Origin of the sequence: Streptomyces sp. NPDC006296 (assembly GCF_040613235.1) — a bacterium.
GTDB lineage: Bacteria > Actinomycetota > Actinomycetes > Streptomycetales > Streptomycetaceae > Streptomyces.
On the sequence record NZ_JBEXRT010000007.1, the window covers coordinates 139,949 to 166,329 of the forward strand.

Annotated in this window: 25 protein-coding genes; 18 read left to right on the forward strand and 7 right to left on the reverse strand. The window is 72.3% G+C overall.

What is annotated here, in order from left to right; genetic code table 11:
* The first annotated feature begins 94 nt into the window (after window positions 1-94).
* On the forward strand, window positions 95-1,123 hold the full coding sequence (locus ABZ172_RS07440; RefSeq protein ID WP_356881112.1) for a hypothetical protein: 1,029 nt from the start codon (window positions 95-97) through the stop codon (window positions 1,121-1,123).
* A 115-nt stretch (window positions 1,124-1,238) separates the two neighbouring features.
* Here ABZ172_RS07440 and ABZ172_RS07445 read toward each other — a convergent pair whose 3' ends face one another.
* Together ABZ172_RS07445 and ABZ172_RS07450 are read right to left on the reverse strand one after the other, a co-directional pair.
* Window positions 1,239-2,381 (reverse strand): NADH-quinone oxidoreductase subunit D, encoded by a 1,143-nt coding sequence (locus ABZ172_RS07445; protein ID WP_356881114.1) that lies wholly within the window; start codon window positions 2,379-2,381, stop codon window positions 1,239-1,241.
* Between the two features lie 67 nt (window positions 2,382-2,448).
* The gene (locus ABZ172_RS07450; protein ID WP_356881116.1) at window positions 2,449-3,432 is read right to left on the reverse strand and encodes an SAM-dependent methyltransferase; all 984 of its coding nucleotides are present in this window, start codon (window positions 3,430-3,432) and stop codon (window positions 2,449-2,451) included.
* A gap of 96 nt (window positions 3,433-3,528) precedes the next feature.
* Here ABZ172_RS07450 and ABZ172_RS07455 point away from each other — a divergent pair, with 96 nt between their 5' ends.
* Window positions 3,529-4,737, forward strand: a complete 1,209-nt coding sequence (locus ABZ172_RS07455; protein ID WP_356881118.1) for a sensor histidine kinase — start codon at window positions 3,529-3,531, stop codon at window positions 4,735-4,737.
* 20 nt (window positions 4,738-4,757) lie between these two features.
* Window positions 4,758-5,432: a response regulator transcription factor gene (locus tag ABZ172_RS07460; RefSeq protein WP_356881120.1), complete on the forward strand. Its 675-nt coding sequence runs from the start codon at window positions 4,758-4,760 to the stop codon at window positions 5,430-5,432.
* A 32-nt stretch (window positions 5,433-5,464) separates the two neighbouring features.
* Here the strand turns inward: ABZ172_RS07460 and ABZ172_RS07465 are convergent, their stop codons facing one another.
* Window positions 5,465-6,577 (reverse strand): DUF5937 family protein, encoded by a 1,113-nt coding sequence (locus ABZ172_RS07465; protein WP_356881206.1) that lies wholly within the window; start codon window positions 6,575-6,577, stop codon window positions 5,465-5,467.
* Window positions 6,578-6,680: 103 nt separating this feature from the next.
* Here ABZ172_RS07465 and ABZ172_RS07470 point away from each other — a divergent pair, with 103 nt between their 5' ends.
* From ABZ172_RS07470 to ABZ172_RS07520, 11 genes are all read left to right on the forward strand, one after another.
* Window positions 6,681-6,839 (forward strand): hypothetical protein, encoded by a 159-nt coding sequence (locus tag ABZ172_RS07470; RefSeq protein WP_356881122.1) that lies wholly within the window; start codon window positions 6,681-6,683, stop codon window positions 6,837-6,839.
* 414 nt (window positions 6,840-7,253) lie between these two features.
* Window positions 7,254-8,234 carry a DUF2520 domain-containing protein gene (locus tag ABZ172_RS07475; protein WP_356881124.1) on the forward strand — a complete coding sequence of 327 codons (981 nt, stop codon included), beginning with the start codon at window positions 7,254-7,256 and terminating at the stop codon, window positions 8,232-8,234.
* Window positions 8,234-9,247: a pantoate--beta-alanine ligase gene (panC, locus tag ABZ172_RS07480; protein ID WP_356881126.1), complete on the forward strand. Its 1,014-nt coding sequence runs from the start codon at window positions 8,234-8,236 to the stop codon at window positions 9,245-9,247. The genes ABZ172_RS07475 and panC overlap by 1 nt, the downstream gene beginning before the upstream one ends.
* Window positions 9,244-11,010 carry an L-aspartate oxidase gene (locus tag ABZ172_RS07485; protein ID WP_356881128.1) on the forward strand — a complete coding sequence of 589 codons (1,767 nt, stop codon included), beginning with the start codon at window positions 9,244-9,246 and terminating at the stop codon, window positions 11,008-11,010. The genes panC and ABZ172_RS07485 overlap by 4 nt, the downstream gene beginning before the upstream one ends.
* Entirely contained in the window at window positions 11,007-12,056 is a 1,050-nt protein-coding gene (gene nadC, locus ABZ172_RS07490; RefSeq protein ID WP_356881130.1) for a carboxylating nicotinate-nucleotide diphosphorylase, read from the forward strand. The genes ABZ172_RS07485 and nadC overlap by 4 nt, the downstream gene beginning before the upstream one ends.
* Window positions 12,056-12,853, forward strand: coding sequence for a type III pantothenate kinase (locus ABZ172_RS07495; RefSeq protein ID WP_356881132.1), 798 nt, complete (start codon window positions 12,056-12,058; stop codon window positions 12,851-12,853). The genes nadC and ABZ172_RS07495 overlap by 1 nt, the downstream gene beginning before the upstream one ends.
* A gap of 140 nt (window positions 12,854-12,993) precedes the next feature.
* Window positions 12,994-13,590 carry a hypothetical protein gene (locus tag ABZ172_RS07500; protein ID WP_356881208.1) on the forward strand — a complete coding sequence of 199 codons (597 nt, stop codon included), beginning with the start codon at window positions 12,994-12,996 and terminating at the stop codon, window positions 13,588-13,590.
* A gap of 66 nt (window positions 13,591-13,656) precedes the next feature.
* On the forward strand, window positions 13,657-13,836 hold the full coding sequence (locus tag ABZ172_RS07505; protein ID WP_014155530.1) for a hypothetical protein: 180 nt from the start codon (window positions 13,657-13,659) through the stop codon (window positions 13,834-13,836).
* 103 nt (window positions 13,837-13,939) lie between these two features.
* Entirely contained in the window at window positions 13,940-14,374 is a 435-nt protein-coding gene (locus ABZ172_RS07510) for a BlaI/MecI/CopY family transcriptional regulator (RefSeq protein WP_356881135.1), read from the forward strand.
* 9 nt (window positions 14,375-14,383) lie between these two features.
* On the forward strand, window positions 14,384-15,007 hold the full coding sequence (locus tag ABZ172_RS07515; RefSeq protein WP_356881137.1) for an amino-acid N-acetyltransferase: 624 nt from the start codon (window positions 14,384-14,386) through the stop codon (window positions 15,005-15,007).
* A 145-nt stretch (window positions 15,008-15,152) separates the two neighbouring features.
* On the forward strand, window positions 15,153-15,488 hold the full coding sequence (locus ABZ172_RS07520; protein WP_356881210.1) for an Lsr2 family protein: 336 nt from the start codon (window positions 15,153-15,155) through the stop codon (window positions 15,486-15,488).
* Here the strand turns inward: ABZ172_RS07520 and ABZ172_RS07525 are convergent.
* Window positions 15,467-16,054, reverse strand: coding sequence for an SCO3374 family protein (locus tag ABZ172_RS07525; protein WP_356881139.1), 588 nt, complete (start codon window positions 16,052-16,054; stop codon window positions 15,467-15,469). The genes ABZ172_RS07520 and ABZ172_RS07525 overlap by 22 nt on opposite strands.
* A gap of 439 nt (window positions 16,055-16,493) precedes the next feature.
* Here ABZ172_RS07525 and ABZ172_RS07530 point away from each other — a divergent pair, with 439 nt between their 5' ends.
* The 3 genes from ABZ172_RS07530 to ABZ172_RS07540 all read left to right on the forward strand — a co-directional run bounded on the left by ABZ172_RS07530 (window position 16,494) and on the right by ABZ172_RS07540 (window position 21,599).
* The gene (locus ABZ172_RS07530; protein WP_356881141.1) at window positions 16,494-19,019 is read left to right on the forward strand and encodes an ATP-dependent Clp protease ATP-binding subunit; all 2,526 of its coding nucleotides are present in this window, start codon (window positions 16,494-16,496) and stop codon (window positions 19,017-19,019) included.
* Between the two features lie 444 nt (window positions 19,020-19,463).
* Window positions 19,464-20,252, forward strand: a complete 789-nt coding sequence (locus ABZ172_RS07535; protein ID WP_356881143.1) for a hypothetical protein — start codon at window positions 19,464-19,466, stop codon at window positions 20,250-20,252.
* A 624-nt stretch (window positions 20,253-20,876) separates the two neighbouring features.
* Entirely contained in the window at window positions 20,877-21,599 is a 723-nt protein-coding gene (locus tag ABZ172_RS07540) for a M23 family metallopeptidase (RefSeq protein WP_356881145.1), read from the forward strand.
* A gap of 112 nt (window positions 21,600-21,711) precedes the next feature.
* Here the strand turns inward: ABZ172_RS07540 and ABZ172_RS07545 are convergent, their stop codons facing one another.
* A complete protein-coding gene (locus ABZ172_RS07545) occupies window positions 21,712-22,296 on the reverse strand; it encodes a helix-turn-helix domain-containing protein (protein ID WP_356881147.1) in 585 nt (194 codons plus the stop codon).
* A 131-nt stretch (window positions 22,297-22,427) separates the two neighbouring features.
* On the opposite strand from ABZ172_RS07545, the gene ABZ172_RS07550 reads away from it, so the two are divergent.
* On the forward strand, window positions 22,428-24,005 hold the full coding sequence (locus tag ABZ172_RS07550) for an MDR family MFS transporter (protein WP_356881149.1): 1,578 nt from the start codon (window positions 22,428-22,430) through the stop codon (window positions 24,003-24,005).
* Between the two features lie 342 nt (window positions 24,006-24,347).
* Here the strand turns inward: ABZ172_RS07550 and cseC are convergent, their stop codons facing one another.
* Together cseC and cseB are read right to left on the reverse strand one after the other, a co-directional pair.
* Window positions 24,348-25,670, reverse strand: coding sequence for a two-component system sensor histidine kinase CseC (gene cseC / locus ABZ172_RS07555; RefSeq protein ID WP_356881151.1), 1,323 nt, complete (start codon window positions 25,668-25,670; stop codon window positions 24,348-24,350).
* Window positions 25,667-26,380: a two-component system response regulator CseB gene (gene cseB, locus ABZ172_RS07560; protein WP_356881153.1), complete on the reverse strand. Its 714-nt coding sequence runs from the start codon at window positions 26,378-26,380 to the stop codon at window positions 25,667-25,669. Before cseB ends, cseC begins: the two co-directional genes overlap by 4 nt.
* Window position 26,381: the final 1 nt, after the last annotated feature.

Sequence of the window (26,381 nt, forward strand, 5' to 3'; positions counted from 1 at the left end):
CGGAGGGACAGGTGAGAGGCCGCCAGGTAACCGGCGGGGAACAGATTGCCGGGTGGCCTCCCACGTGACTCGTACGCACGGTAAATTTCGGGCCATGCCACGAGGACGCCACCGCCATTCGCCGCCCCTCCACAGAATCCTGCCTCCCGCCGTGGTGGCCGGAGTGCCGGCCGTCTGCGCCGCCGGAGCCTGGCTCCTCGCGGATCCCCTGGCGCTGCGCGCCCTGGTGGCGGTGACGGCGGCCGCGGCGGTCACCGGTGCCTGTCTGATGCGCAGTTGGGACCGTGCGGCGGGCCTGCGGGTCGCCGAGCTCACCCGGGCCCGGGCCAGCGACGAGTGGAAGACCGAGGAGCGCATAGCCGAGCTCGAGGCGGACATCGAGGAGTCACGGGCGCTGCGCACCCGGCTGGAGACCAAGCTGCGCCGCAAGCGCGTCGAACTGGCCGGTCTGCGCGGCGAACACGCCGGGCTGCTGCGCCGGTACGCCAACGCCGAGACGGAGCGGGCCAGTGCGCTGGAGGGCCGCAGGCAGCTCGCCATCGAGGCGTCCGCACCGCGCGAGCTCCTGCCCGCCCGGTCCACGCCGACGCCGGGCGCGTATCAGCGTGCGGCCCTGGCCCTGCGGGACCTGAGCCGCAACGCCGCGCTCCAGGAGGCGCGCCGCACGGCCGGAGGGGCCCGCCCGCGCGACACCGGTGAGCGCTCCCCGGACCGGGACCCGGAGGGCGGAGGCCCGAAGGGGAAGCACGCGGCGGTCGGCGGGGCGGGCGACCTCCAGCACCGCCGTCCCCAGGCCGCCCCGCCCGCACCGCAGTTGTCGCCCGCGGCCGTGCGGCCGCCCCGTGCCGTCCCCGCCGCATCGGCCGTCGTCCCGTACGCCGCCGCGCGCCGGCACCTCGTGCCGCAGGGGAGCTTCGACTTCTTCGGCACGCAGAAGGCGAACGCCGCGATCGAGTCCGTGCAGAACGAGGACCTCGCGGACGTGGTGGGCGAGGAGGCACTGGCGGCGCACCGCACGGGTGCGGCCGAGAACCGCGCCGTCGGCAAGGTCATCGACCTCACGGCGCACGACGAGACCGAGCAGCTGGAGGTCGTCGAGCTGCGCAGCGCGGTCTCCTCGTAGCCGAGGGAACCGCAGGCGCCATCGGCCCGCCGGCGCAGAAGCCCGGCGGCCCCGCTCACCGGGCCGGTGACAGCAGGCCGCCCGCCGCGCTCCTCCCGCGCCCGCCGGCGGCGGACTACTTGTCGATGTCCCCGACGACGAAGAACAGCGAGCCCAGGATCGCCACCATGTCGGCGACGAGCGTGCCCGGCAGCAGTTCGGTGAGGGCCTGGATGTTGTTGAACGAGGCGGAGCGCAGCTTCAGCCGGTACGGGGTCTTCTCGCCGGTGGACACCAGGTAGTAGCCGTTGACGCCCAGCGGGTTCTCGGTCCACGCGTAGGTGTGGCCCTCCGGGGCCTTGAGCACCTTGGGCAGCCGCTGGTTCACGGGCCCGGGAGGCAGGTCGGCCATCCGGTCCAGGCAGGCGTCCGCGAGGTCCAGGGCGTTGTGCGTCTGTTCCAGCAGGCACTCGAAGCGGGCCAGGCAGTCCCCCTCGTCCCGGGTGACGACCTTGAGCGTGTCCCGCAGTTCCCCGTAGGCGAGGTACGGCTCGTCGCGCCGCAGGTCGAAGTCGACGCCGGAGGCCCGGGCGATCGGCCCGGACACCCCGTAGGCGTGCACCGCCGCGGCGGACAGGACCCCCACCCCGCGGGTGCGGCCCCGGAAGATCTCGTTGCCGAGGACCAGCCGGTCGTACACGTCCATCCGTGAACGCACCGACGCCACGGCGTCCCTGGCCCGGCCGAGCCAGCCCGCGGGCAGGTCCTCCTTGAGGCCGCCGACCCGGTTGAACATGTAGTGCATCCGGCCGCCGGAGACCTCCTCCATCACGGCCTGCAGTTCCTCGCGCTCCCGGAACGCGTGGAACACCGGTGTGATCCCGCCGAGTTCGAGGGGATAGGACCCCAGGAACATCAGGTGGTTGAGGACCCGGTTCAGCTCCGCGAGCAGTGTCCTCGTCCAGACGGCGCGCTCGGGGACCTCCATGCCGAGCATCCGCTCGACGGCCATGACGACCCCGAGCTCGTTGGAGAACGCCGACAGCCAGTCGTGGCGGTTGGCGAGCATGATGATCTGGCGGTAGTCCCTGGCCTCGAAGAGCTTCTCGGCGCCCCGGTGCATGTAGCCGATGACGGGTTCGGCCTGCAGGATCCGCTCGCCGTCCAGGACGAGCCGCAGCCGGAGCACCCCGTGGGTGGAGGGATGCTGCGGGCCGATGTTCAGCACCATGTCGGTGCTCTCCGCCGCGCCGCCGATGCCGATCGTCGTCTCCGTCATGCGGGACAGTATCCCCCGGCATGCCCCGGCATCCCCCGGCGCCCGCCGGTGGTCCTCGGCGGTCCGCTCAGTCCTGCCCGCGGTCCGGGACCCGGTGCCGCAGCCAGCCGAAGTCGCCCAGCCCGCCGCGCGCCGTGAGTTCCGCGGCCTCCCCGGCCGAGGCGAGGGCCCGCACATAGCCGACGGGGTCGGCCGACGCCCGTGCCGGTGACGGCCGTTCGCCGCTGACCCCCAGCTCCCGCAGCGCCGTCCGCTGGTCCAGGAGCCCGGCCGCACCGCCCGCGGCGTCCGCGCAGGCGTCCAGGGCCACGTGCGAGGTCAGGTCGCAGCTCCCGTCCGGCACCGGCAGCACCTCGCGGCCCTCCCGGAATCCGGTGAGCGTCCCGAACGGCGGCCTCGACGCCCGTACGTGCGCGTAGTCCACCGCCACCGCGGTGCCGCCGGACAACGACGCGACGGCCCGGGCCCAGGCCGCGTCGCGGGGCAGGCCGATCTCCGCGCGGTCGCCGGGCCGGGACAGCGGCCACCAGCGCTCCAGCCAGCGCGCGTCGGCCCCGGCCACCGGGTCGCCGAGCCGTTCCGCGCCGTCCGCCGCGCGCACCAGGACGTACCGGGGCACCCCGTGCTCGTCGGCCTCGGCGACGTCCGTGGGCACGTTGTCCAGCCACTCGTTGGCGAACAGCAGGCCCCGTACGCCCTGCGGGAGTCCGGCGCACCACTCGACGGCCGGGTCCAGTCCCGGCGGGCGCGGGGCGACCTCCACGGCGTACGCCCGTACGGCCGGGGCGTCGGCCGTGTCCCGGAGGGCCGCCAGCACACCGGTCAGCAGCTCCCCCCGGCCCGCCCCCACGTCGACCAGGTCGACCGAGTCCGTCCCCAGCTCCCGCGCCGTGGCGGTCAGCAGCCGGGCGACGGCGGCGGCGAACAGCGGCGAGGCGTGGACCGACGTGCGGAAATGGCCCGCGGGGCCCTCCGGGCGCCGGTAGAACCCCTCGTCCCCGTACAAAGCGGTCTCGGCGGCCTCCCGCCAGCGGCACCAGTCATACGTCACGTGGGCAAGTCTCCACCTTGGGGAGTACGGTCCCCGGAACCGGATCGGCCCTCCGGCTGACCCGGTCACCGATCAGCTGTCCCTACGCTGGGTGACGTGCAGCGCTTCTACGATTTCCTCCGCAGGCACCCGACGGGCGTCGACATCCTCTGGGCTGTCCTCCTCCTCGGGTTCTCCGGTGTGTCCATCGTGGCCGGCCAGGTCGGTTCCGGCCTGGAGCGCGTCGCCGCCGTGCCGGTCGCCCTCGGCCTGTCCGTCGTGGTCGCCCTGCGCCGCCGGGTGCCGGAGCGGATGCTGCTGCTCGCGATCGCGATGGGGCTGGCCCAGCTGCTGCTCGGGGTGCGGCCGGACGTCGCGGACCTCGCGATGCTGGTGATCACCTACACCGTGGCCACGTCGGGGGAGCGCTGGGCGTCCCGGCTCGCCCTCGGATGCAGCCTGGCCGCCGCGGGGATCTCGCGTCTGCGCTGGCCCGACGACGCACCGTACGGCGGCTGGGCGCAGTCGCTCGGCTACATCGTGAGCATGACCGTGCCGTTCGTCCTGGCCTGGGTGCTCGGCGACTCCATACGCACCCGGCGGGCCTACTTCAGCCAGCTGGAGGAGCGGGCCGCCAGGCTGGAGCGGGAGCGGGAGGCGCAGTCGAAGGTCGCCGTGGCCGCCGAACGGGCCCGCATCGCCCGCGAACTGCACGACGTCGTGGCGCACAACGTCTCGGTGATGGTGGTCCAGGCCGACGGCGCCGCATATGTCATGGACTCGTCTCCCGATCAGGCCCGGCAGGCGCTGGAGACCATCTCCGGCACCGGCCGCCAGGCACTCGCCGAGATGCGCCGGCTGCTCGGAGTGCTCAGGACCGGTGACGCGGAGGAGAGCGGGGAGTACGTCCCCCAGCCCGACGTCGAGCAGATCGAGGAACTCGTCGGCAAGGTCCGGGAGACCGGCCTCGTGGTGGACTTCCGGATCGAGGGCACCCCGCGCCCCCTGCCCAGCGGGGTCGAGCTGACCGCGTACCGCATCGTCCAGGAGGCGCTCACCAACACCCGCAAGCACGGCGGCCCGGACGCCGGGGCGAGCGTGCGGCTGGTCTACTTCGACGACGGGCTCGGCCTGCTGGTCGAGGACGACGGCCGCGGCTCTCCGCACGAGCTCTACGAGGACGGCGGGGCCGACGGCGCGGGACAGGGGATGATCGGGATGCGCGAACGGGTCGGCATGGTCGGCGGCACCCTGGACGCGGGCCCGCGCCAGGGCGGCGGCTTCCGGATCAGCGCCCTGCTCCCGCTCAAGCCGGCCGAACACTGACTGCCAGGACAGGAGACCCCATGGCCATCCGCGTGATGCTCGTCGACGACCAGGTGCTGCTGCGCACCGGCTTCCGCATGGTGCTGGCCGCCCAGCCGGACATGGAGGTCGTGGCGGAGGCGGGCGACGGCGCCGAGGCGGTCGAGACCCTGCGGTCCACGGCCGTCGACGTGGTGCTGATGGACGTCCGCATGCCCCGGCTGGACGGCGTCGAGGCGACGCGGCGCATCCGGGCCCGCACCGATCCGCCCAAGGTGCTGATCCTGACCACCTTCGACCTGGACGAGTACGCCTTCTCCGGCCTCAGGGCGGGCGCCAGCGGCTTCATGCTCAAGGACGTGCCGCCCGGCGAACTGCTCTCCGCCATCCGCTCGGTGCACAGCGGGGACGCGGTCGTCGCACCGTCCACCACCCGCCGGCTGCTCGACCGGTTCTCGCCGATGCTGCCGAGCGGCCGGAAGGAGCCGCAGCACAAGCACGTCGAGAAGCTGACCGAGCGCGAGCGCGAGGTGATGCTGCTGGTCGCCCAGGGCCTGTCGAACGGCGAGATCGCGGGCCGTCTGGTGCTGTCCGAGGCCACCGTGAAGACCCATGTGGGCCGCATCCTGACCAAGCTGGGCCTGCGCGACCGTGTCCAGGTGGTCGTCCTCGCCTACGAGACGGGCCTGGTCAGGGCCGGAGGCGGGGCGGGCTGACCGGCCCGCGGGTCACGCGCGCCGTCCGGCGCTCACCGCAGCACGCCCTCCAGGAAGTCGCTGCCCAGCCGGGCCACGACCGTCAGGTCCAGTGCATGCAGGACGTACCGGCCCCGGCGCCGGGTGGTGACCAGGCCCGCCTTCTTGAGCACCGCCAGGTGGCGGGAGACCTCGGGGGGCGTGATGCCGTGCGAGTCGGCGAGTTCGCCGGTGGTGTAGGCGGAGCGGGCCAGGTTGCGGCAGAGCCGCATCCGCAGCGGGTGGGCCAGCGCCTCCATCCGGAGCTGGAGGAGCTCGACGGAGGCGGGCGAGGGCAGCTCCGGGCGGTGCACCGGGTAGTGGATCACCGGACGCCAGCCGGGGGCGTGCAGCACCATCAGGTGCGGCCAGCCGAAGCTGGTCGGGACGAGGGTGAGACCGGCTCCCGCCGCCGCTCCGGTGGCCACGGTCCGGCCCGTGGACAGCTTGTCGACGCTGATCCGGCCGGCCTCCTCGTCCAGGGACAGTGCCTCGGAGACGGCTTCCAGGGCCGCGCCGACGCCCTTGCGCCGCAGCAGTTCGGTCTTGTGCCGGGCGTCGGCGGCGAGCTGGACCCGGACGCGCCGCCAGGTGTCGGCGAAGAACGCCTGGTCGCAGTCCTCCAGCAGACGCCGGACCCAGACGCGTACGGAGGTGGGGTCGGCCAGCAGCTGCCGGGTGAATTCCAGCTGCTTCGCCCCCCTGGCCGTGGCCATCTCGAACGCGCGGGCCCGCGCGTCGGCATCGGTGAGCGGGGAGGGCGCCCCCGTGTCGTACAGGCTCGAACAGGTGAACTCCAGGGCGGCCGAGACGAACCGCTCGTCGTCGAGCCGGTCCAGGACGTCCAGGTCCTCGGCGAGCGTCGAGCCGGTCCTGCCGTCCCCGCCGCGGACACCGGCGAACGGCATGAAGACGTCGGAGAAGGTGTTCCGCCACAGGAACTCGGCCTCGTGCAGCCGGTCGGCGAGATCCGGCTCCAGGGCCGCCGAGGTCGCGGTCGTCCAGCCGTGCAGGCCGGGGTGGTGACCGGGCTCGGCGAGCGCGTGGAGGGCGAGCCCCAGCTCGGCGAGGGGGGAGGTCGCGAAGACCACGCGCTCGGGCGGCAGGCCCGCGATGTCGATGTGCACACTCACCCCTCCATGGTGCGGGGCGGGCGGGCGGATCCGGCGTCACTTGACCGCGCCCGTCAATCCACGGGCGGACCCGCGGGGCGCGGTTCAGGCTGGACGCATGGACATCGTTCAACAGCACATGCTCGACAGCTGCCGGGCGGCGCGGCACGGTGAGGCGCCGCCCCCGCCGCCCGGCACCCACGACCGCGCGGTCCTGCGCGCGATCCGCAGGCGCGTCCGTGCCTGGCTGGTCGCGCACCGGCCGCCCCTGGCCTGAGACGGGGGCCGGTCGCACGCCCCGGGGCGCCCGCCGCGCATGCGGGCCGCGGACCGCGAGCCGCCGGCCGGCCCGGAACGGGCGCCGACGGGGCTCCGGTGCGGTTCCGATGCGGTCCCGGAGCCCGTGCCCGGTGCGGTTCCGGGAGGCCGGGTGAGCCGTCGGCGGCCGTACGGCCCGGTCGGCCGGCGGGCCCCCCGACCCGGCCGGGCCCCGGTTCCGAAGCGTCCGCCCGCGGGCCGTTCCCGTGGGACCATCGCCACCCGGCACGCCGACGCCCGCTGTCCCGCGGCTCCCGGAGGAGAAAGTTATCCACAGGCTGTGGACGGCCGGGGTGCGGGGCGAAACGCTGGCGTAGCATGCAGAGAAATCGTCCGGTACCCCCTGCGGACTGGAACGGAAGGCCGTCGCCGCGTGAACGCATCAGTTTCCAGAGAATCCCTCGACGCGAGGGACCGCCCTGCCCGCCTCACCGTCGGAGTCGTCGGCGCGGGACGGGTCGGCCCCGCGCTCGCCGCCTCGCTGGCGCTCGCCGGGCACCGCCCGGTCGCCGTGTCCGGTGTCTCCGACGCCTCCGTGCGCCGGGCCGCCGCGCTGCTCCCCGACGTCCCCCTGGTGACCCCCGCCGAGGTGCTCGCCCGCGCCGAGCTCGTGCTGCTCACCGTCCCCGACGACGCGCTGCCCGGCCTGGTCGAGGGCCTCGCCGAGACCGGAGCCGTGCGACCGGGCCAGCTGCTCGTCCACACCTCCGGGCGGTACGGGACGCGGGTGCTCGACCCCGCGCGGCGGGCGGGCGCCCTGCCGCTCGCCCTGCATCCGGCGATGACCTTCACCGGGACCTCCGTCGACGTCCAGCGGCTGGCGGGCTGCTCCTTCGGGGTCACCGCCCCCGAGGAGCTCAGGCTCGCGGCCGAGGCCCTCGTCATCGAGATGGGCGGCGAGCCCGAGTGGATCGACGAGGAGTCCAGGCCGCTCTACCACGCGGCCCTCGCCCTCGGGGCGAACCACCTGGTCACCCTCGTCGCGCAGTCCATGGACCTGCTGCGGCGGGCCGGTGTGGGCGCGCCCGACCGGATGCTCGGCCCCCTGCTCGGCGCCGCGCTCGACAACGCCCTGCGCTCCGGCGACGCGGCGCTGACCGGTCCCGTCGCCCGGGGCGACGCGGGCACGGTGTCCGCGCACATCCGGGAGCTCCGCGCGCACGCACCGCAGACGGTGCCCGGCTACCTCGCCCTGGCGCGCGCCACCGCCGACCGGGCGCTGGACCACGGCCTGCTCAAGCCCGAGTCCGCGGAGGCGCTCCTCGGCGTCCTGTCGGACGGCGGCACGGCGAACGGCACGAACGGCACGAACGGCACACACGGTCCCGGCGAGTCCGGACCGGGGGAGAAGTGATGAACACCGCACCCGCCACCCTGCTCCGCTCCGCCGCCGAGCTGGAGGCCCTCGGCCGGGCCGCCGGCGCACGCCGTGCCGTCGTCATGACGATGGGCGCGCTCCACGACGGCCACGCCACCCTGATCCGCGCGGCGCGCGCCGCCGCGGGACCGGAGGGGCAGGTCGTCGTCACCGTCTTCGTCAACCCGCTCCAGTTCGGCGAGGCCGCCGACCTCGACCGCTACCCCCGCACCCTGGACGCCGACCTCGCCGTCGCCACCGGGGCCGGGGCCGACGCGGTCTTCGCCCCCTCCGCCGACGAGGTCTACCCCGGCGGGGACCCCCAGGTCAGGATCACCGCGGGCCCCATGGGGGAGCGGCTGGAGGGTGCCGCGCGCCCCGGACATTTCGACGGCATGCTGACCGTCGTCGCGAAGCTCCTCCACCTCACGCGGCCGGACGCGGCGTTCTTCGGGCAGAAGGACGCCCAGCAGCTCGCGCTGGTGCGCCGCATGGTGGGCGACCTCAACTTCGGCATCGACATCGTCGCGGTGCCGACCGTCCGCGACCCGGACGGCCTCGCGCTCTCCAGCCGCAACCGCTTCCTCTCCGCCGAGGAGCGCGGGACGGCGCTGGCCCTGCCGCGGGCCCTGTTCGCCGCCCGCGACCGGCTGGCCGCCCAGCAGACCCTGCACGCCCGCGCCCGGACGGTCCCGGACCGTGAGGGGCGGGCCGACGCCCTGACCCGGCTCGGCGAGGCCCGCGCGGCCGCCGACACCCAGGCCGTGGCGCTGGCCCGGCCGACCGTCGCACCCTCCGCGGTGCTGGCCGCGGCGCGGGCCGTCCTGGAGGAGGCGGCCGAGGCGGACCCGCCGCTGGCCCTGGACTACGTCGCGCTCGTCGACCCGGCGGACTTCACCGAGGTGACCGACGACCGCGCCGGCGGCGAGGCGGTCCTCGCCGTCGCGGCGAGGGTGGGAGCCACCCGCCTCATCGACAACATCCCACTGACCCTCGGAGCGCTCGCGTGACCGGTATACGGCTGACCGCCCCCGCCCCCGGCTGGGCCATCGACGCGGACGTCGTCGTGGTCGGGTCCGGTGTGGCCGGTCTGACCACCGCGCTGCGCTGCGCGGCGGCGGGCCTCACCACCGTCGTGGTCACCAAGGCCCGCCTGGACGACGGGTCCACCCGGTGGGCGCAGGGCGGCATCGCCGCCGCCCTCGGCGAGGGCGACACCCCCGAGCAGCACCTCGACGACACCCTGGTCGCCGGTGCCGGCCTGTGCGACGAGACGGCGGTGCGCGCCCTGGTCACCGAGGGACCCGACGCCGTGCGCCGGCTGATCGACACCGGCGCGCACTTCGACACCACGGACACCGGCGCGATCGCGCTGACCCGCGAGGGGGGCCACCACCGGCGCCGCATCGCTCACGCGGGCGGCGACGCGACGGGCGCCGAGATCTCCCGCGCCCTCGTCGGGGCGGTCCGCTCGGCCGCCCTGCGCATCATCGAGAACGCCCTGGTCCTGGACCTGCTCACGGACGCCGAAGGCCGGACCGAGGGCGTCACCCTGCACGTCATGGGCGAGGGCCAGCACGACGGTGTCGGCGCCGTCCGCGCCCCGGCGGTGGTGCTCGCCACCGGCGGCATGGGGCAGGTCTTCTCCGCCACCACCAATCCGCCGGTCTCCACGGGCGACGGGGTGGCGCTCGCGCTGCGGGCCGGCGCCGAGGTCTCCGACCTCGAATTCGTCCAGTTCCATCCGACCGTCCTGTTTCTCGGCGCCGGCTCCGAGGGCCAGCAGCCGCTGGTCTCCGAGGCGGTGCGGGGCGAGGGCGCCCACCTCGTGGACGCCTCCGGCACCCGCTTCATGCTCGGGCAGCACGAGCTGGCCGAGCTGGCGCCCCGCGACATCGTCGCCAAGGCGATCACCCGGCAGATGCACCTCCAGGGCGCCGAGCACATGTATCTCGACGCCCGCCACTTCGGCGCCGCGATGTGGGAGCGGCGCTTCCCCACGATCCTGGCCGCCTGCCGCGCCCACGGCATCGACCCCGTCACCCGGCCGATCCCGGTGGCCCCGGCGGCGCACTACGCCTCGGGCGGCGTGCGGACGGACCTCCGGGGCCGTACGACGGTGCCCGGCCTGTACGCCTGCGGTGAGGTCGCCTGTACGGGCGTGCACGGGGCGAACCGGCTGGCGTCCAACTCCCTCCTGGAGGGGCTGGTCTTCGCCGAGCGCATCGCGGCCGACATCGTGGACGGACCTGCGGCGGAGCCCGACGCGGCCTCCCGCAGCACCCCGGTGGCCGGCGCCGCGGGCACCGTCGCGCTGCTGACCGCGGAGTCCCGGACCGCGATCCAGCGGATCATGACCAGGGGCGCCGGGGTCATCCGCTCCGCCCGGAGCCTCGCCGCCGCGGCCGACGAGCTGGAGGCACTCCAGCGCACCGCGGCCTCCTCCGGGGCGGAGGGCCCCAAGGACGCCGTGCCCGGGGTGGAGGCGTGGGAGGCCACCAACCTCCTCCTCGTCTCCCGGGTCCTGGTCGCCGCCGCCCGGGAGCGCGAGGAGACCCGCGGCTGCCACTGGCGCGAGGACCGGCCCGACCGCGACGACACCGCCTGGCGGCGCCACCTCGTGGTCCGCATCGCCCCGGACCGGCAGCCCGTCGTCCGCACCACGGACAGCGCCGCGTTCCCGCCCGTACGCCCCGGAGACCCTGCGGACGCAGCACCGTCCGCAGAGCTCCGCAACCGACCCGCCGACGCCCCCGAGGAGCCGCAACCGTGAGCACGTCCGAAGAGAATCCGCGCCCCACCCCCGTGGACGTCCCGCTGATCCACATCGGCGCCCCGGCCGAGTCCGCGGGCGGCTGCGGCGACGGCTGCGGCTGCGGTGACGGCTACGACCCCGACGGCCTGGAGTGCGGCCTCGATCCCGCCCTGGCCCAGCTCCTCGCCGAGGCCGGACTCGACCCGGTCCAGGTCGAGGACATCGCCCACGTCGCGATCGAGGAGGACCTCGACGGGGGCGAGGACGTCACCACCGTGGCGACCGTCCCGGAGGACTCCGTCGCCACCGGTGACTTCACCGCCCGTGAGGCCGGCGTCGTCGCGGGGCTGCGCGTCGCCGAGGCCGTCCTGTCCATCGTCTGCACCGACGAGTTCGAGGTCGAGCGGCACGTGGAGGACGGCGAGCGGGTCGTCGCCGGCCAGAAGCTGCTCACCGTCACCACCCGCACCAGGGACCTGCTCACCGGCGAGCGCAGCGCGCTCAACCTGCTCTGCCGGCTCTCCGGGATCGCCACCGCCACCCGCGCCTGGGCCGACGTGCTCGAAGGCACCGGGGCGAAGGTCCGCGACACCCGCAAGACCACTCCGGGGCTGCGCGCGCTGGAGAAGTACGCGGTGCGCTGCGGCGGCGGGGTCAACCACCGGATGTCCCTGGTGGACGCGGCGCTGGTCAAGGACAACCACGTGATCGCCGCCGGCGGTGTCGCCGAGGCGTTCCGGCGGGTCAGGAAGGCGTTCCCGGAGCTCCCGATCGAGGTCGAGGTGGACACCCTGGAGCAGGTCCGCGAGGTGATCGACGCGGGCGCCGACCTGATCCTGCTGGACAACTTCACCCCGTCCGCGACCGTCGAGGCGGTCGCCCTGGTCGGCGGCCGTGCGCTGCTGGAGTCCTCCGGCCGGCTCAGCCTCGGCTCCGCCCGCGCCTATGCCGAGGCGGGCGTCGACTACCTCGCCGTGGGGGCGCTCACGCACTCCTCGCCGATCCTCGACATCGGGCTGGACTTCCGCGAGGCCCCGGCGGCGACCGACGGAGCCGACGCCTGATGCTGCTCACCATCGACGTCGGCAACTCCCACACCGTCCTCGGCCTGTTCGACGGCGAGGAGATCGTCGAGCACTGGCGGATCTCCACGGACGCCCGCCGTACCGCCGACGAGCTCGCCGTGCTGCTCCAGGGCCTGATGGGCATGCACCCGCTGCTCGGGGTCGAGCTCGGCGACGGCATCGAGGGCATCGCGATCTGCTCGACGGTCCCCGCCGTGCTGCACGAGCTCCGCGAGGTCACCCGCCGGTACTACGGCGACGTCCCCGCGGTCCTCGTCGAGCCCGGCGTCAAGACCGGTGTGCCGGTGCTGACGGACAACCCGAAGGAGGTCGGCGCGGACCGCATCATCAACGCGGTGGCCGCCGTCGAGCTCTACGGGGGCCCGGCCATCGTCGTCGACCTCGGCACGGCCACGACCTTCGACGCGGTCTCCGCGCGGGGCGAGTACACCGGCGGGGTGATCGCCCCTGGGATCGAGATCTCCGTGGAGGCGCTCGGCGTGAAGGGCGCCCAGCTCCGCAAGATCGAGCTGGCGCGGCCCCGCAGCGTCATCGGCAAGAACACCGTCGAGGCCATGCAGTCCGGCATCGTGTACGGCTTCGCCGGCCAGATCGACGGGGTGGTCCGGCGCATGAAGAAGGAGCTGGCGGCCGACCCCGACGAGGTGACGGTGATCGCGACCGGGGGCCTTGCGCCGATGGTGTTGGGCGAGTCCTCGGTCATCGACGAGCACGAGCCCTGGCTGACGCTCATCGGACTGCGCCTCGTGTACGAGCGCAATATCGCCCGCCTGTAGGCCGCGCCCACGGCCACCTGCGGGAACGACCCGGCGGCGCGGCGCTGTACGGCGCGCCGCCGAGCGGTGGGTTAAACGGATTTTGTCTCTTTAGCACGTATTGTCGCGCCATGCCCACGCCCTACGGATCACGCGGCGGCATGGCGTTCAGCGCGGACGAGCTCCGGGTGCTCCGACGTGCTCTCGCCAACGCCCTCCACCCCACGCCCCTGCCGGAAGAGGATGTCCAGGACTGCCTGCGCCTCGCGGGCGCGGTGGACGAGGCGGCGAGCGAGGCGGGACGGCTGCGCGCCTTCCTCCTCGCCGATCTCGCCCGCTACCGCGAAGCGCTCCCCGGTTCCCTCGCCGGCTACCTGGAACTCCTCCAGGACGCCCTCGCGGCGGGCTACGACCCCCGCCCCGACGACCTCGCGGCGCTGCGCGCCCTGCGCGCCGGGCCGGTCGCGGCGGCCCTGCTGGAGCGCTGCCAGGTGCTCGCCGAGCGATCGGTGCGGGCGCGTCTCGCCGGCCGTGCCGCGCCCGTGACGGCGCCCGCGCCGCGCAGCAGGCTGCTGGCCCTGCCGGGCGGTCTGGCGGCGGCGAAGGAGCCGGAGCGGCCCCGGACCCCGTCGAAGCCCGACGCACCGGCCCGTCCGGCGGCGCCGCGCGAGCGGCCGATGCCCAAGCCGTCCGAGGTCTTCCCGCCCCGCCGCCGCCCCGCGCCGACGCCCCCGCCGGAGGAGCGCGCCGTGTCCTGAGCGGGCCGCCGCGCCCGGGGGGTGCCCGGGAGCGGCCGGAATGCCGGGCTCGCTACCCTGGACGGCATGGACTACGTATCCGCGCTCGTTCCCCCCGTGGTGATGGCCGTCTTCTTCATCGGCCTCGTCAGGACGATCATCAAGAGCCAGGGCGGCCCGAACAAGGCCAAGGAGGACGCCGCGGTGGACGCGGCGCTCGCCCGCGCAGAACTGGCCAAGCAGGCTCCGCGGCCCGAGGGCGTCTGACCCGGACCGAGGACGAAGGGCGCACGGCTCCGACGGGAGCCGTGCGCCCTTCTGTCGTCCCGGAGTGATCCCGTTCCGGACATCTAGCACGTGAGGTGACGCTGTGCCGCGCCAATTGGGAGAGCTGGAAGACACCGTGATGACACGGGTCTGGCAATGGAACCGCCCGGTCACCGTGCGGGAAGTTCTGGAGGACCTTCAGCGGGAACGGTCCATCGCCTACACGACCGTCATGACGGTTATGGACAATCTCCATCAGAAGGGCTGGGTCCGCCGTGAAGTGGATGGCCGGGCCTATCGGTATACGGCGGTTTCCACCCGTGCCGCATACGCGGCCGCACTGATGAACGAAGCCTGGTCGCAGAGCGACAACCCGGCCGCCGCACTGGTCGCCTTCTTCGGCATGATGTCCGCGGAGCAGCGTGAAGCGCTCCGGGATGCGATGCGGGTCGTGGCACCCGACTTCCCCGAACCCGACGGGAACCGCCCCGACGGGACTGCCGCAGCCGATGAAGCGCCGCCGGAGAGCGGGCGATAGCGTCGGGGGATGTCCTCAGAGCAGTCGCAAACCGAGCACCGTACCGAGTCGCAATCAGGAACGCATAGCGCGCCGCAAACCGGATCTCGCGCAGATGTTCATACCGGCCCGTCGGTAAATGGGCCGAAGCCGGCCATCACGGTCCGCCGGGCCAGGACCAGCGATGTGGCGTCCGTCCGCGCACTCCTCGACGGCTACGTCTCCCAGGGCATCCTGCTCGACAAAGCGACGGTGACCCTTTACGAGGACATCCAGGAGTTCTGGGTCGCCGAACGCGACGACGACGGCCGTGTCATCGGCTGCGGCGCACTCCACGTCATGTGGGAGGACCTGGCCGAAGTGCGCACCCTCGCCGTGGACCTCGGCGTCAAGGGCGCAGGAGTGGGGCACCAGGTTCTGGACAAGCTCTTGCAGACCGCGCGCTGGCTCGGTGTCCGCCGGGTTTTCTGCCTCACCTTCGAAGTGGACTTCTTCGCCGCGCACGGCTTCACCGAGATCGGGGAGACTCCGGTCGACGGAGATGTCTACAGCGAGCTGCTGCGTTCCTATGACGAGGGTGTCGCCGAGTTCCTGGGTCTCGAACGAGTGAAGCCGAACACCTTGGGCAACAGTCGGATGCTTCTGCACCTGTGAGCAGCGGAAGGTGCCGGAACCCTATGTCCGAATCGCGCATGTTTCCCGTGTTCTTGCGCTGCTGAACCCCTCCCGGGGGTTTGTGTTTTCCGGAGAAAAGCGGTTTCCTTTCCGCGTACTGCATTTTTCGATGAAAGGAAATCCGGTGGCACAGAAGGTTCAGGTCCTTCTTGTTGATGACCTCGACGGTGGCGAGGCTGACGAGACCGTGACGTTCGCTCTGGACGGCAAGACGTACGAGATCGACCTCACCACGACCAACGCGGACAAGCTTCGCGGTCTTCTCGAGCCGTACACCAAGAGCGGGCGTCGCACCGGTGGCCGGGCAGCGGCCGGTCGCGGCAAGGGCCGCGCTGTTTCCGGTGGCAACAAGGACACGGCCGAGATTCGCCGTTGGGCGCGCGAGAACGGCCACAATGTGAATGACCGCGGCCGTGTTCCCGCCGAGATCCGTGAGGCCTACGAGCAGGCCAACGGCTGAACCGTCGGCCGATGTGCCCACCGGTGCGTCCGGGCACGAGCGAGTCTGGCCCGGTGGCACTCGGTGGCCGCCGCGTCGACCAGCCGCACGAGGTCGGGAGCATCCCCACCGCTGCTCCCGAGGCCGCCGAGGGCCGGGAGGGACCGTTCCGCCTCCTGGCGTGTTCCGGGGGGCCGCAGCCAGACCGCGGCCCCCGGCGAGCCCGTCGTCGCCCAGCCCGGCGGCGCCGGGGCCGTGATGTGCCCGCCGGCGCCGACGGCGGACAGGTCGAGGTCGATTCCGCCCCACTCCAGCCAGTCGAGCAGACCGGGCACCTCGTCGGCTCCGCCCGGGGCCACCAGCAGCCTCATCCGCTGCCCCGCCACCGCCACCGGACCGGTCCGTCCGATCCGGCGCAGCGCCGCGTGACCTGCCGCGGCGGGCAGCTCCAGCACGTCGAAGCGCAGCCCCGTCGGCAGCAGCACCGGTGAGGTGCCGGCCGTCGCCCAGCCGAGCTCGCGGACGTACCACCGTGCCCGGTCCTCGGAACCGGACGGCGAGCGGGGAGGCGGGACGACGGAAGCCATGTCCGATGAACCACCGAACCCGGCCCGGAGTTACGCGCCGTCGGCGGACGACCGCTCAACGTGGTCGCCGAGGGGGCGTGCGGGGGCATCCGCCGGCGCGAAGTTGTTCGCCCGTAGCGGAGGAAACGGGGGTGCGCCGCATGGACTGTCGGTGAGTGCGGGTAAGACATCCCTAGTGGGAAGGGGCGACACGCGGGCAAAAACGTCGCACGTTCGCCATCGGCGTACTGGCGAAAGGGCTATCTGCCTGGCCTGCGGGAACATCGTCTCGCACCATCGGGTTGGAGCAGTTGTCGGCGTTCGGGGCGGGAGTTCCCCGGGAAGCAGGGCCGGGTGTCGGCAGTTGAAATGAGCGGTCCCCGCTTGCGGGACTAAGCTGCGGAAGGACAGGGAGGGGACCGACCCCTTACTGCCTGACCGCTCTGAGGAGCGATTAACGATGTTCGAGAGGTTCACCGACCGCGCGCGGCGGGTTGTCGTCCTGGCTCAGGAAGAAGCCCGGATGCTCAACCACAACTACATCGGCACCGAGCACATCCTCCTGGGCCTGATCCACGAGGGTGAGGGTGTCGCCGCTAAGGCCCTGGAGAGCCTCGGGATTTCGCTCGAGGCGGTCCGCCAGCAGGTGGAGGAGATCATCGGTCAGGGCCAGCAGGCCCCGTCCGGGCACATCCCCTTCACACCCCGGGCGAAGAAGGTCCTGGAGCTGTCGCTCCGGGAGGCCCTTCAGCTCGGCCACAACTACATCGGCACCGAGCACATCCTGCTCGGCCTGATCCGCGAGGGCGAGGGCGTCGCCGCCCAGGTCCTCGTGAAGCTGGGCGCCGACCTGAACCGGGTGCGGCAGCAGGTCATCCAGCTGCTCTCCGGGTACTCGGGAGGCAAGGAGGCCGCCACCGCCGGCGGCCCCGCGGAGGGCACGCCCTCCACGTCCCTGGTGCTCGACCAGTTCGGCCGGAACCTCACCCAGGCCGCTCGTGAGTCCAAGCTCGACCCGGTCATCGGGCGCGAGAAGGAGATCGAGCGGGTCATGCAGGTGCTGTCCCGCCGCACCAAGAACAACCCGGTGCTCATCGGCGAGCCCGGCGTCGGCAAGACGGCCGTCGTCGAGGGCCTGGCCCAGGCCATCGTCAAGGGCGAGGTGCCCGAGACCCTCAAGGACAAGCACCTCTACACCCTGGACCTCGGTGCGCTGGTCGCGGGCTCCCGCTACCGCGGTGACTTCGAGGAGCGCCTGAAGAAGGTCCTCAAGGAGATCCGCACCCGCGGCGACATCATCCTGTTCATCGACGAGCTCCACACCCTGGTGGGTGCGGGTGCCGCCGAGGGCGCGATCGACGCCGCGAGCATCCTCAAGCCCATGCTGGCGCGGGGCGAGCTCCAGACCATCGGTGCCACGACGCTCGACGAGTACCGCAAGCACCTGGAGAAGGACGCCGCGCTGGAGCGCCGCTTCCAGCCCATCCAGGTCGCGGAGCCGTCGCTGCCGCACACCATCGAGATCCTCAAGGGTCTGCGCGACCGTTACGAGGCCCACCACCGGGTCTCCATCACGGACGAGGCGCTGGTCCAGGCCGCCACCCTGGCCGACCGCTACATCTCGGACCGCTTCCTGCCGGACAAGGCGATCGACCTGATCGACGAGGCCGGCTCCCGGATGCGCATCCGCCGGATGACCGCGCCGCCGGACCTCCGCGAGTTCGACGAGAAGATCGCGGGTGTCCGCCGCGACAAGGAGTCGGCGATCGACTCCCAGGACTTCGAGAAGGCGGCTTCGCTCCGGGACAAGGAGAAGCAGCTGCTGGCGGCGAAGGCCAAGCGGGAGAAGGAGTGGAAGGCCGGCGACATGGACGTCGTCGCCGAGGTCGACGGCGAGCTCATCGCCGAGGTCCTGGCCACCGCCACCGGCATCCCGGTCTTCAAGCTGACCGAGGAGGAGTCCTCGCGTCTGCTGCGCATGGAGGACGAGCTCCACAAGCGCGTCATCGGGCAGAAGGACGCCATCAAGGCCCTCTCGCAGGCGATCCGCCGTACGCGGGCCGGCCTGAAGGACCCGAAGCGCCCCGGTGGCTCGTTCATCTTCGCCGGCCCGTCCGGTGTCGGTAAGACGGAGCTCTCCAAGACGCTCGCCGAATTCCTCTTCGGCGACGAGGACGCGCTGATCTCCCTCGACATGTCGGAGTTCAGCGAGAAGCACACGGTTTCCCGCCTCTTCGGTTCGCCCCCCGGTTACGTGGGCTACGAAGAGGGCGGCCAGCTCACCGAGAAGGTGCGCCGCAAGCCGTTCTCCGTCGTCCTCTTCGACGAGGTCGAGAAGGCCCACCCCGATATCTTCAATTCCCTGCTCCAGATCCTGGAGGACGGTCGCCTGACCGACTCCCAGGGCCGGGTCGTGGACTTCAAGAACACGGTCATCATCATGACGACCAACCTCGGGACCAGGGACATCTCGAAGGGCTTCAACCTGGGCTTCGCCGCCCAGGGCGACGTGAAGACGAACTACGAGCGGATGAAGGTCAAGGTCAACGAAGAGCTCAAGCAGCACTTCCGGCCCGAGTTCCTCAACCGTGTCGACGACACGGTCGTCTTCCACCAGCTCACCGAGGAAGACATCATCCAGATCGTCGACCTGATGATCGCGAAGGTGGACGAGCGCCTCAAGGACCGCGACATGGGCATCGAGCTCAGTGCCGAGGCCAAGTCGCTCCTGGCGAAGAAGGGCTACGACCCCGTGATGGGCGCCCGGCCGCTGCGCCGGACGATCCAGCGCCAGATCGAGGACATCCTCTCGGAGAAGATCCTCTTCGGCGAGCTGCGTCCCGGTCACATCGTGGTCGTGGGCACGGAGGGCGAAGGGGACGAGAAGACGTTCTCCTTCCGCGGCGAGGAGAAGTCGGCTCTGCCGGACGTCCCGCCGATCGAGCAGGCAGCGGGCGGCGGCCCGAACCTGACGAAGGAAGCGTAGGGCGCGTCGGACGCCTGAGCGTCGAAGGGGCTGCCCCGGACCGGTTTCGGTCCGGGGCAGCCCCTTCGACGTGTGTCCTCGATCAGCGGCCCGGTGGGCGCGGCCGCGTCGGTGGCGATCGGGGTAGCGCGGTTCGTTCGCGCTACTGCATCGGAGCGGCACGCGTCACCGCTCCGTGGCCGAGGCATTCGCGTGGGTCGGGCACACGCGCCGGGGCGCAGCTCCGGATTCCGGGGTGATCCTGTCGTCCGGCACTGCAGTCGGACGGCGGCGGGCACGCGGTGTGGTGTGGATGTCGGTTTGCCCATCACGCAAAGTGCGGCAAACATTCACACATAGGTCACAATTCGTGACCCTGTGCTATCAAGCGCATCGTTGTGGCGGGGCGTGCCGACTCGGTTGCGGCGTTCGTGTCGCCCTGCCGAACACCTGGAAGGAGTGGGCGTGAGCGCTCGCTTTGACGTGAGGCGGAAAGTATTGCTCGGTGTGACCGCGCTGGCCGCGGTCGCTGCTGCGGCCGTCCCCGGAGCGGCATCGGCCGTCACCGGCGGAGGAGGGGGAAGGGCTGACCACTGGGGCGTGATCACCCGCAACACGATCGGCTCCCCCGTCGCGGCCTTGCGGAACGGCCCGTTCGGATCGTTCGGGGTCACCGGCCCCTCCGCCAGGCCGCCGTACGGGACGGGCAGCCTGGGCATCGAGGTGGCGGACGACTCCACCTCGCTCACCCCGCCCAGCGAGAAGGTCGACTTCGGTAATGAGGTCGACTTCTACGGCGACCCCGTGTCCGGGCTGAACCGGCTGGGTTTCCACGTCTTCCAGACCGGTGAGAACGTCTCCTACGGGGGTCCGCGGAACATGCCCAACATCAGGTTCGAGATCAATCCGAACCTGACGGCGGCCCCGGCCACCACCTACTCCTCGATGGTGTGGGTACCGGACGCCTCCCCGGTGACCGACCGCTGGAGCCCGTTTCTGGACGCCACCACGACCGGCCAGTGGTTCCTCACGGGTGCCGCCGGAACGGCCACCGGTTGCAACCAGACCACGCTGTGCACCTTTCCGCAGCTGAAGGCTGCGCTCGCCGACGGAGGTGCGCCGGCGACCGTCTATACCGTCGCCGTGGGCAAGGGGCGCGACAGCATGTGGATCGGGGCGGTCGACGGTCTGCGGCTCAATCAGAAGGTCTATGACTTCGAGGCCAAGGGGGTCAGGGTCGTTCGCGCCGGCTGACGGGAGGGTCCGCGCGAGCCGACGGCTGGGCGACGCCGGGAGCCGGGGCGGCTGATTCACCGCCCCGGCTCCCGGTCTGCTGCGGGAGGTGCCGGCCTTCCGCAGCAGACCGGGTCCCTCCGGTCGCGCGGTGCCGTGCCTGGTAAGCCCTGCCGGTCCGGTCCGCCGGTGTGGGCGCGCCCGGCTCCGGGGCGGAGAGAGGCCCGTCCTCGGGCGCCCCGGGGCCGAAGGTCCCGAAACGGGCAGGCTTCCGACCCACCGGCGGTGACAAGGCGCACAGGCCTCAGGAGCCCTACTAGGGGCGGTAGGAGAAACAGCGGTGGCCGGTCGTGGGACTTTCGGCCCACGCCGGAGCAGACTTCTGACGGTCATGGCGATATGGCGCTGTTCGTGCGCCGTGTCCAGGAAGGATGCCGCGGGAGCTGCGGTTAAACCCGTTTCGCGCATATTGCCCGAAAAGATCGTTCGTCGCGTGCCGGGTGCCGGCCGCCGTGCATTCCCGCTCCCGCGACTACGGCTTTTGTTCGTAGATGGGGTGTTTGAGTGTTCTGGGGGGTGCGGGTTACCAAGGTGGAGCAAGCCCGGTCGAGCATCGGGTCCAGTCACCCCGGAGGTTCTCCCCGCATGTCGAAGCGCGTTACGTTCCAGCACTCCCGCCGCCCGTCCATGTCCCGCGTCAGTGGCGCCGTCGTGGCCGCCGGCCTGGGTGCGTCGATGGTGTTCGGTGCGGGCGCGGCGTTCGCGTCCGGCACGACGGGCACCGCGGACACCGCGGCCCTCGCCGGCGCGGTCACCGCCGACTCGGTCGCCCAGCAGGCGACCGCCCAGAGCAAGGCCGCCGCCCAGGCGAAGGCCGACAAGGCCGAGAAGGCCGCGGCGAAGAAGAAGGCGGCTGCGAAGAAGGCCGCCGCGGCCAAGAAGAAGGCCGCTTCCTGGGAGGCCCCGGTCAGCCACTACGAGCTGAGCGCCAGCTACGGCACCGGCGGCAGCCGCTGGGCCCACAAGCACTCCGGTCAGGACTTCGCGGTCCCGATCGGCACCAAGGTCGAGGCCGCGCACACCGGCCGGGTCGTCAAGGCGGGCCCGAACGGCGGCGGCGACGGTCCCGCGTACGGCAACGCCATCGTGATCAAGCACGCCAACGGCAAGTACTCGCAGTACGCGCACCTGTCGAAGATAGAGGTCAAGGTCGGTGACCACGTGAAGACGGGCGACCGGATCGCCCTGTCCGGCAACACCGGGAACTCCAGCGGCCCGCACCTGCACTTCGAGATCCGTAACTCGCCCGACTACGGTTCGGCGCTCAACCCGGTCTCGTACCTGAAGTCCGTGCACGTCACCGTCTGACGGACCCGACGCGGGCGGGCGTCACCGTCCGGTGCACCCGAGGCCGGCGCCCTCACCGCCCGAAGCGGCTCACGCCGCACGCGGTCGGCGCGTGCGCCCCGCGGCCGCCCGGTCAGGCGGTGGGCCCCGGATCATGGGCCTTGGTCACCAGCTCGAAGGCGACCTCGAGAGCAGCCTTGCGCTTCTCCTCGGGGTCGCCTTCGGCGTCCTTGAGGGCCATCATCCCGGCGTGCATCGCGAAGAGCGCGGTGAAGCAGCGCACCTGGTCGGGTAGTGCGGCGTCCGGGTCCTTGACCAGCTCGACCAGGGCGACGACCCGCTTCTTCATGGTGGGTCCGATACTCAGGTCGCGCACCGCCGCCTGGTTCTCCTGCATGAAGACGAAGAGCGGCGCGGCCTCCTTGAGGGCCTCGCTGTAGCGGACCAGGATCTCCTTCTTGGTCTCCAGCGTCCGCGGCTGGTCCCTGCCCCACTCCAGCAGCTCCTCGACCGGCCTGTTCAGGTCCTCGAAGATGCTGCCGAGGATGTCCTCCTTGGTCTTGAAGTGGTAGTAGAGCGCCGCCTTGGTGACCTGCAGACGTTCGGCGATCTCACGGAGCGACGTCTTCTCGTACCCCTGTTCCGCGAAGAGTTCCAGGGCGACGTCCTGAATGCGCTGGCGGGTGTTGCCCCGGCGCGGCTGCGGCGTGCTGCCCATGCGACTCTCCCAAGAACTTACTTGACGACCGGCTAGTTACGGGTCTACTTTCCTCAGTCTAGCCAACTAGCCGGGCGACAAGTAAGTGTCGGGTCGGCGGACCGGACACCAGGGGATCAGGGGAAGACGACATGGCGGAACCGATGAAGGCGGCGGCCGAGCCGCGCACACGCAGCGTCCGGGTGGTGGTGCTCGCGCTGATGATCACGATGCTGCTGGCCATGCTGGACAACCTGATCGTCGGCACCGCGATGCCGACGATCGTCGGCGACCTCGGCGGCATGGAGCATCTGTCCTGGGTGGTCACGGCCTACACCCTGGCCACCGCGGCCTCCACCCCCATCTGGGGCAAGCTCGGCGACCTCTACGGACGCAAGGGCGTCTTCCTCACGTCCATCGTGATCTTCCTGATCGGCTCGGTGCTCAGCGGCATGGCCCAGGACATGGGCCAGCTGATCGGGTTCCGCGCGGTCCAGGGCCTCGGTGCGGGCGGTCTGATGGTCGGCGTCATGGCCATCCTCGGCGACCTCGTGCCTCCCCGTGAGCGCGGCAGGTACCAGGGCATGATGGCCGGTGTGATGGCGGTCGCCATGATCGGCGGACCGCTGGCCGGCGGTGCGATCACCGACCACCTGGGCTGGCGCTGGAGCTTCTACATCAACCTCCCGCTGGGCGCGGTCGCGCTGGCCATGGTCACGGTGGTGCTGCACCTGCCCCGCAAGGAGCGGTCCACGGCGAAGATCGACTACCTCGGCGCCGCCCTCCTCACCGTGGGCATCACCGCGATCGTGCTGGTCACCACCTGGGGCGGTTCGGAGTACGCCTGGGACTCGGCCGTGATCATGGAGCTCATCGCGCTCGGCGTCGCCTCCCTCGTCGGGTTCGTCCTCGTCGAGACCAGGGCCGCCGAGCCGATCATGCCGCTGCACATCTTCCGCAGCCGCAACTTCACCCTGATGTCGGTGATCGGCTTCATGACCGGCTTCGTGATGTTCGGGGCGGTCCTCTTCCTGCCCCTCTACCAGCAGACGGTCCAGGGGGCCTCCGCCACCAACTCCGGGCTGCTCCTCCTGCCGATGCTGCTCTCGATGATGGTCGTCTCGCTCGTGGCGGGGCGCATCACCACGAACACCGGCAAGTACAAGATCTTCCCGATCGTGGGCAGCGTCCTCATGGTCACGGGCCTGTTCCTCCTGGCCACCATGGACACCGGCACCACGCGCCTGACCGCCGGCATCCACATGGCGGTGCTCGGCGCGGGCATGGGCTTCCTGATGCAGATCACGATGCTCGTCGCGCAGAACAGCGTCGAGCTCAAGGACATGGGCGTCGCCTCGTCCGCGACCACCCTCTTCCGCACCCTCGGCAGCTCCTTCGGGGTCGCCATCATGGGCGCGCTGTTCACCGGTCGGGTGCAGGACGAGATGGCGGCACGCGGCGGCGGCGGGGTGACGGAGAGGTCCGCGCAGCTGGACGCGTCCAGCCTGGCGAAGCTCCCGGATGCCGCCCGTGAGGCCTACGAGTACGCCGTGGCCTCGGGGACGCACATCGCCTTCCTGGTGGGCGGCTCGGTCGCGGTGGTGGCGCTGGTCGCGGCGCTGTTCGTCAAGGAGGTCCCGCTGCGCGGCACGGCGAAGCCGCAGGCCTCGTCGGACGACGACGGAACGGCGCCGGGCCGGTCCGCGGCGCTGGAGTCGCAGGCCGTCTGAGCGGTCGGGGGCGCGGCACGGTTCGACGCGACGGCCCGGACACGGCATCGCGGACGCCCCCGGCCGTGACGCCCCGGCCGCCCGGCCCGGGCACCTGCCGCCCCCGACGCGAGGACGCGCCGACCCTCCTAAGCGAGAACGCGAGAACGCGAGGACGCACCGACCCTCCGGAGCGAGAACGCGAGGACGCGAGGACGCGAGAACGCGAGGACGCGAGGACGCACCGACCCTCCGGAGCGAGAACGCGAGGACGCGCTGACCCTCCCAAGCGAGACCGCGAAGACGCGAGACCGCGAGGACACGGCCCCGAGGACGACAGGTCCCCGGGGCCGCGCCCGGCGCTCAGGCCGTTTCCTCCGGCAGCAGGGGGAAGCTCCCGGTGTTCGTCGGCGCGTGTTCGGGCAGCCACAGCACGGCGACCGCCCCGCCCGAGCCGTCGGTCCCGCCGGTGGGTGCCGCGTTGCGGAAGGTCAGCCGGGCCCCCAGGACCCGTGCCTGGCCCGCGGCGATGGTCAGCCCCAGACCGTGACCGCGCCCGGCCCGGTCGCTGCTGCCCGTACGGAACCGGCTCGGCCCCTCCTGCAGCAGCGTCTCGGGGAAGCCGGGCCCGTGGTCGCGGATCCGCACCACGCGGCCCTCCACGGTGACCTCGACCGGGCCGGCCCCGTGCTTGGCGGCGTTCCCCAGCAGATTGCCAAGGATGCGCTCCAGCCGCCGCGGATCGGTGGACACCCAGGACTCGTGCAGCACCTGCACCGGAACATCCGGGTCCAGCAGCCGTATCCGCCGGCTGACGAACTCACCCAGCGGCAGCTCCTGCAGCTCCGCCCGCTCCGAGGCGCTGTCCAGCCGGGCCACCTCCAGGACGTCCTCGACCAGGGTCCGCATCGCCTGGGCCCGGTCGCGCACGAGCTCCGTCGGCCGGCCCGGGGGCAGCAGCTCGGCCGCGGTGAGCAGCCCGGTCACCGGGGTGCGCAGCTCATGGGCGATGTCGGCGGTCACCCGGCGCTCCGCCTCGATCCGCTCGTTCAGCGCGTCCGTGAGCGCGTCCACGGCCCGGGCCAGCTCGTCGGTCTCGTCCCGGACGACCCCGCCGACGGCCGTCCGCACCCGCACGTCCGTGTTGCCCTGGGCGACCCGGCCGGCCGCCGCCGCGGCCTTGCGCAGCCGCCGGGACAGCTGGCCGCCGATCAGGACGCCCAGGGCGCAGCCGCCGAAGACGACCGAGACCGAGCCGATGATCAGAGCCCGGTCGAGATCGCTCATGATCATGGAGCTGCGGTCGGCGAACCGGGTGTGCAGGGAGAGGATGTCGCCGTTGGCGAGCGGTACGGCCGCCCAGACGTCGGGGACCCCGTCCGCGTACTCGTCGACGTGGGTGGCGCGCCGGTTCTCCTGCATCTGGCTGCGCAGGCTGTCCGGCAGCGACGGGTCGTTGATCTTGGCGCCGAACTTCGGCGACGGCTTCTGCGCGTTGGTCGCCTCGTACAGCCGCTGCGCGAACAGCAGCCGCTCCAGCTGCACCTCGCGGGCGTTCTCCAGCATCGACATGCGGGCCGCGTTGTGGACGACGAGGCTCAGCGCCAGTGCGATGAGAGCGCCGACGGCGGCGATCGCGGCGCTGATCTTCCAGCGGACCCCGGTCCGCAGGACCAGCCGCCTCATGCGCGCAGCTTGTAGCCGAAACCGCGGACGGTCTCGATCCGGTCCTGCCCGATCTTGGTGCGCAGCCGCTGCACATGGACGTCGACGACGCGGGTGTCCCCGCCCCAGCCGTAGTCCCAGACCCGCTCCAGGAGCCTGTCCCGCGAGAGCACCGTGCCGGGTGCCGCCGAGAACTCCAGCAGCAGCCGCATCTCCGTGGGGGTCAGACCCACGTGCGCGCCCCCGCGGCGCACCTCCATGCCCTCGGTGTCGATCTCCACGTCGCCGAAGACCAGCACACCGCCCGCCTCGTCCTGCTCCTCGCCGGCCGCGGCGGGACTCCCGTCCCCCGCACCGGCGGCGTGGCCGAAGCGCCGCAGCACGGCGCGGATCCGGGCGACGAGCACCGCCCCGTCGAACGGCTTGGTGACGTAGTCGTCGGCCCCGGCCTCCAGACCGAGCACCACGTCGATCGCGTCGGCCCGGGCCGACAGCATGATCACGGGCACGGTCGACTCGTCGCGGATGCGGCGGCAGAGGCTGACCCCGTCCAGACCCGGGACCATCACGTCCAGCAGCGCGATGTCGGGGCGGTCCGCACGGAAGGCCTCCAGGCCCCGCAGACCGTCGGGCACCGCGGTGACCGTGAAACCGACCCGCTCCAGGGCGAGCTGGGTGGCCTCGCGGATGACGTCGTCGTCCTCGACGAAGAGGACGTGGGTATCGGCCATG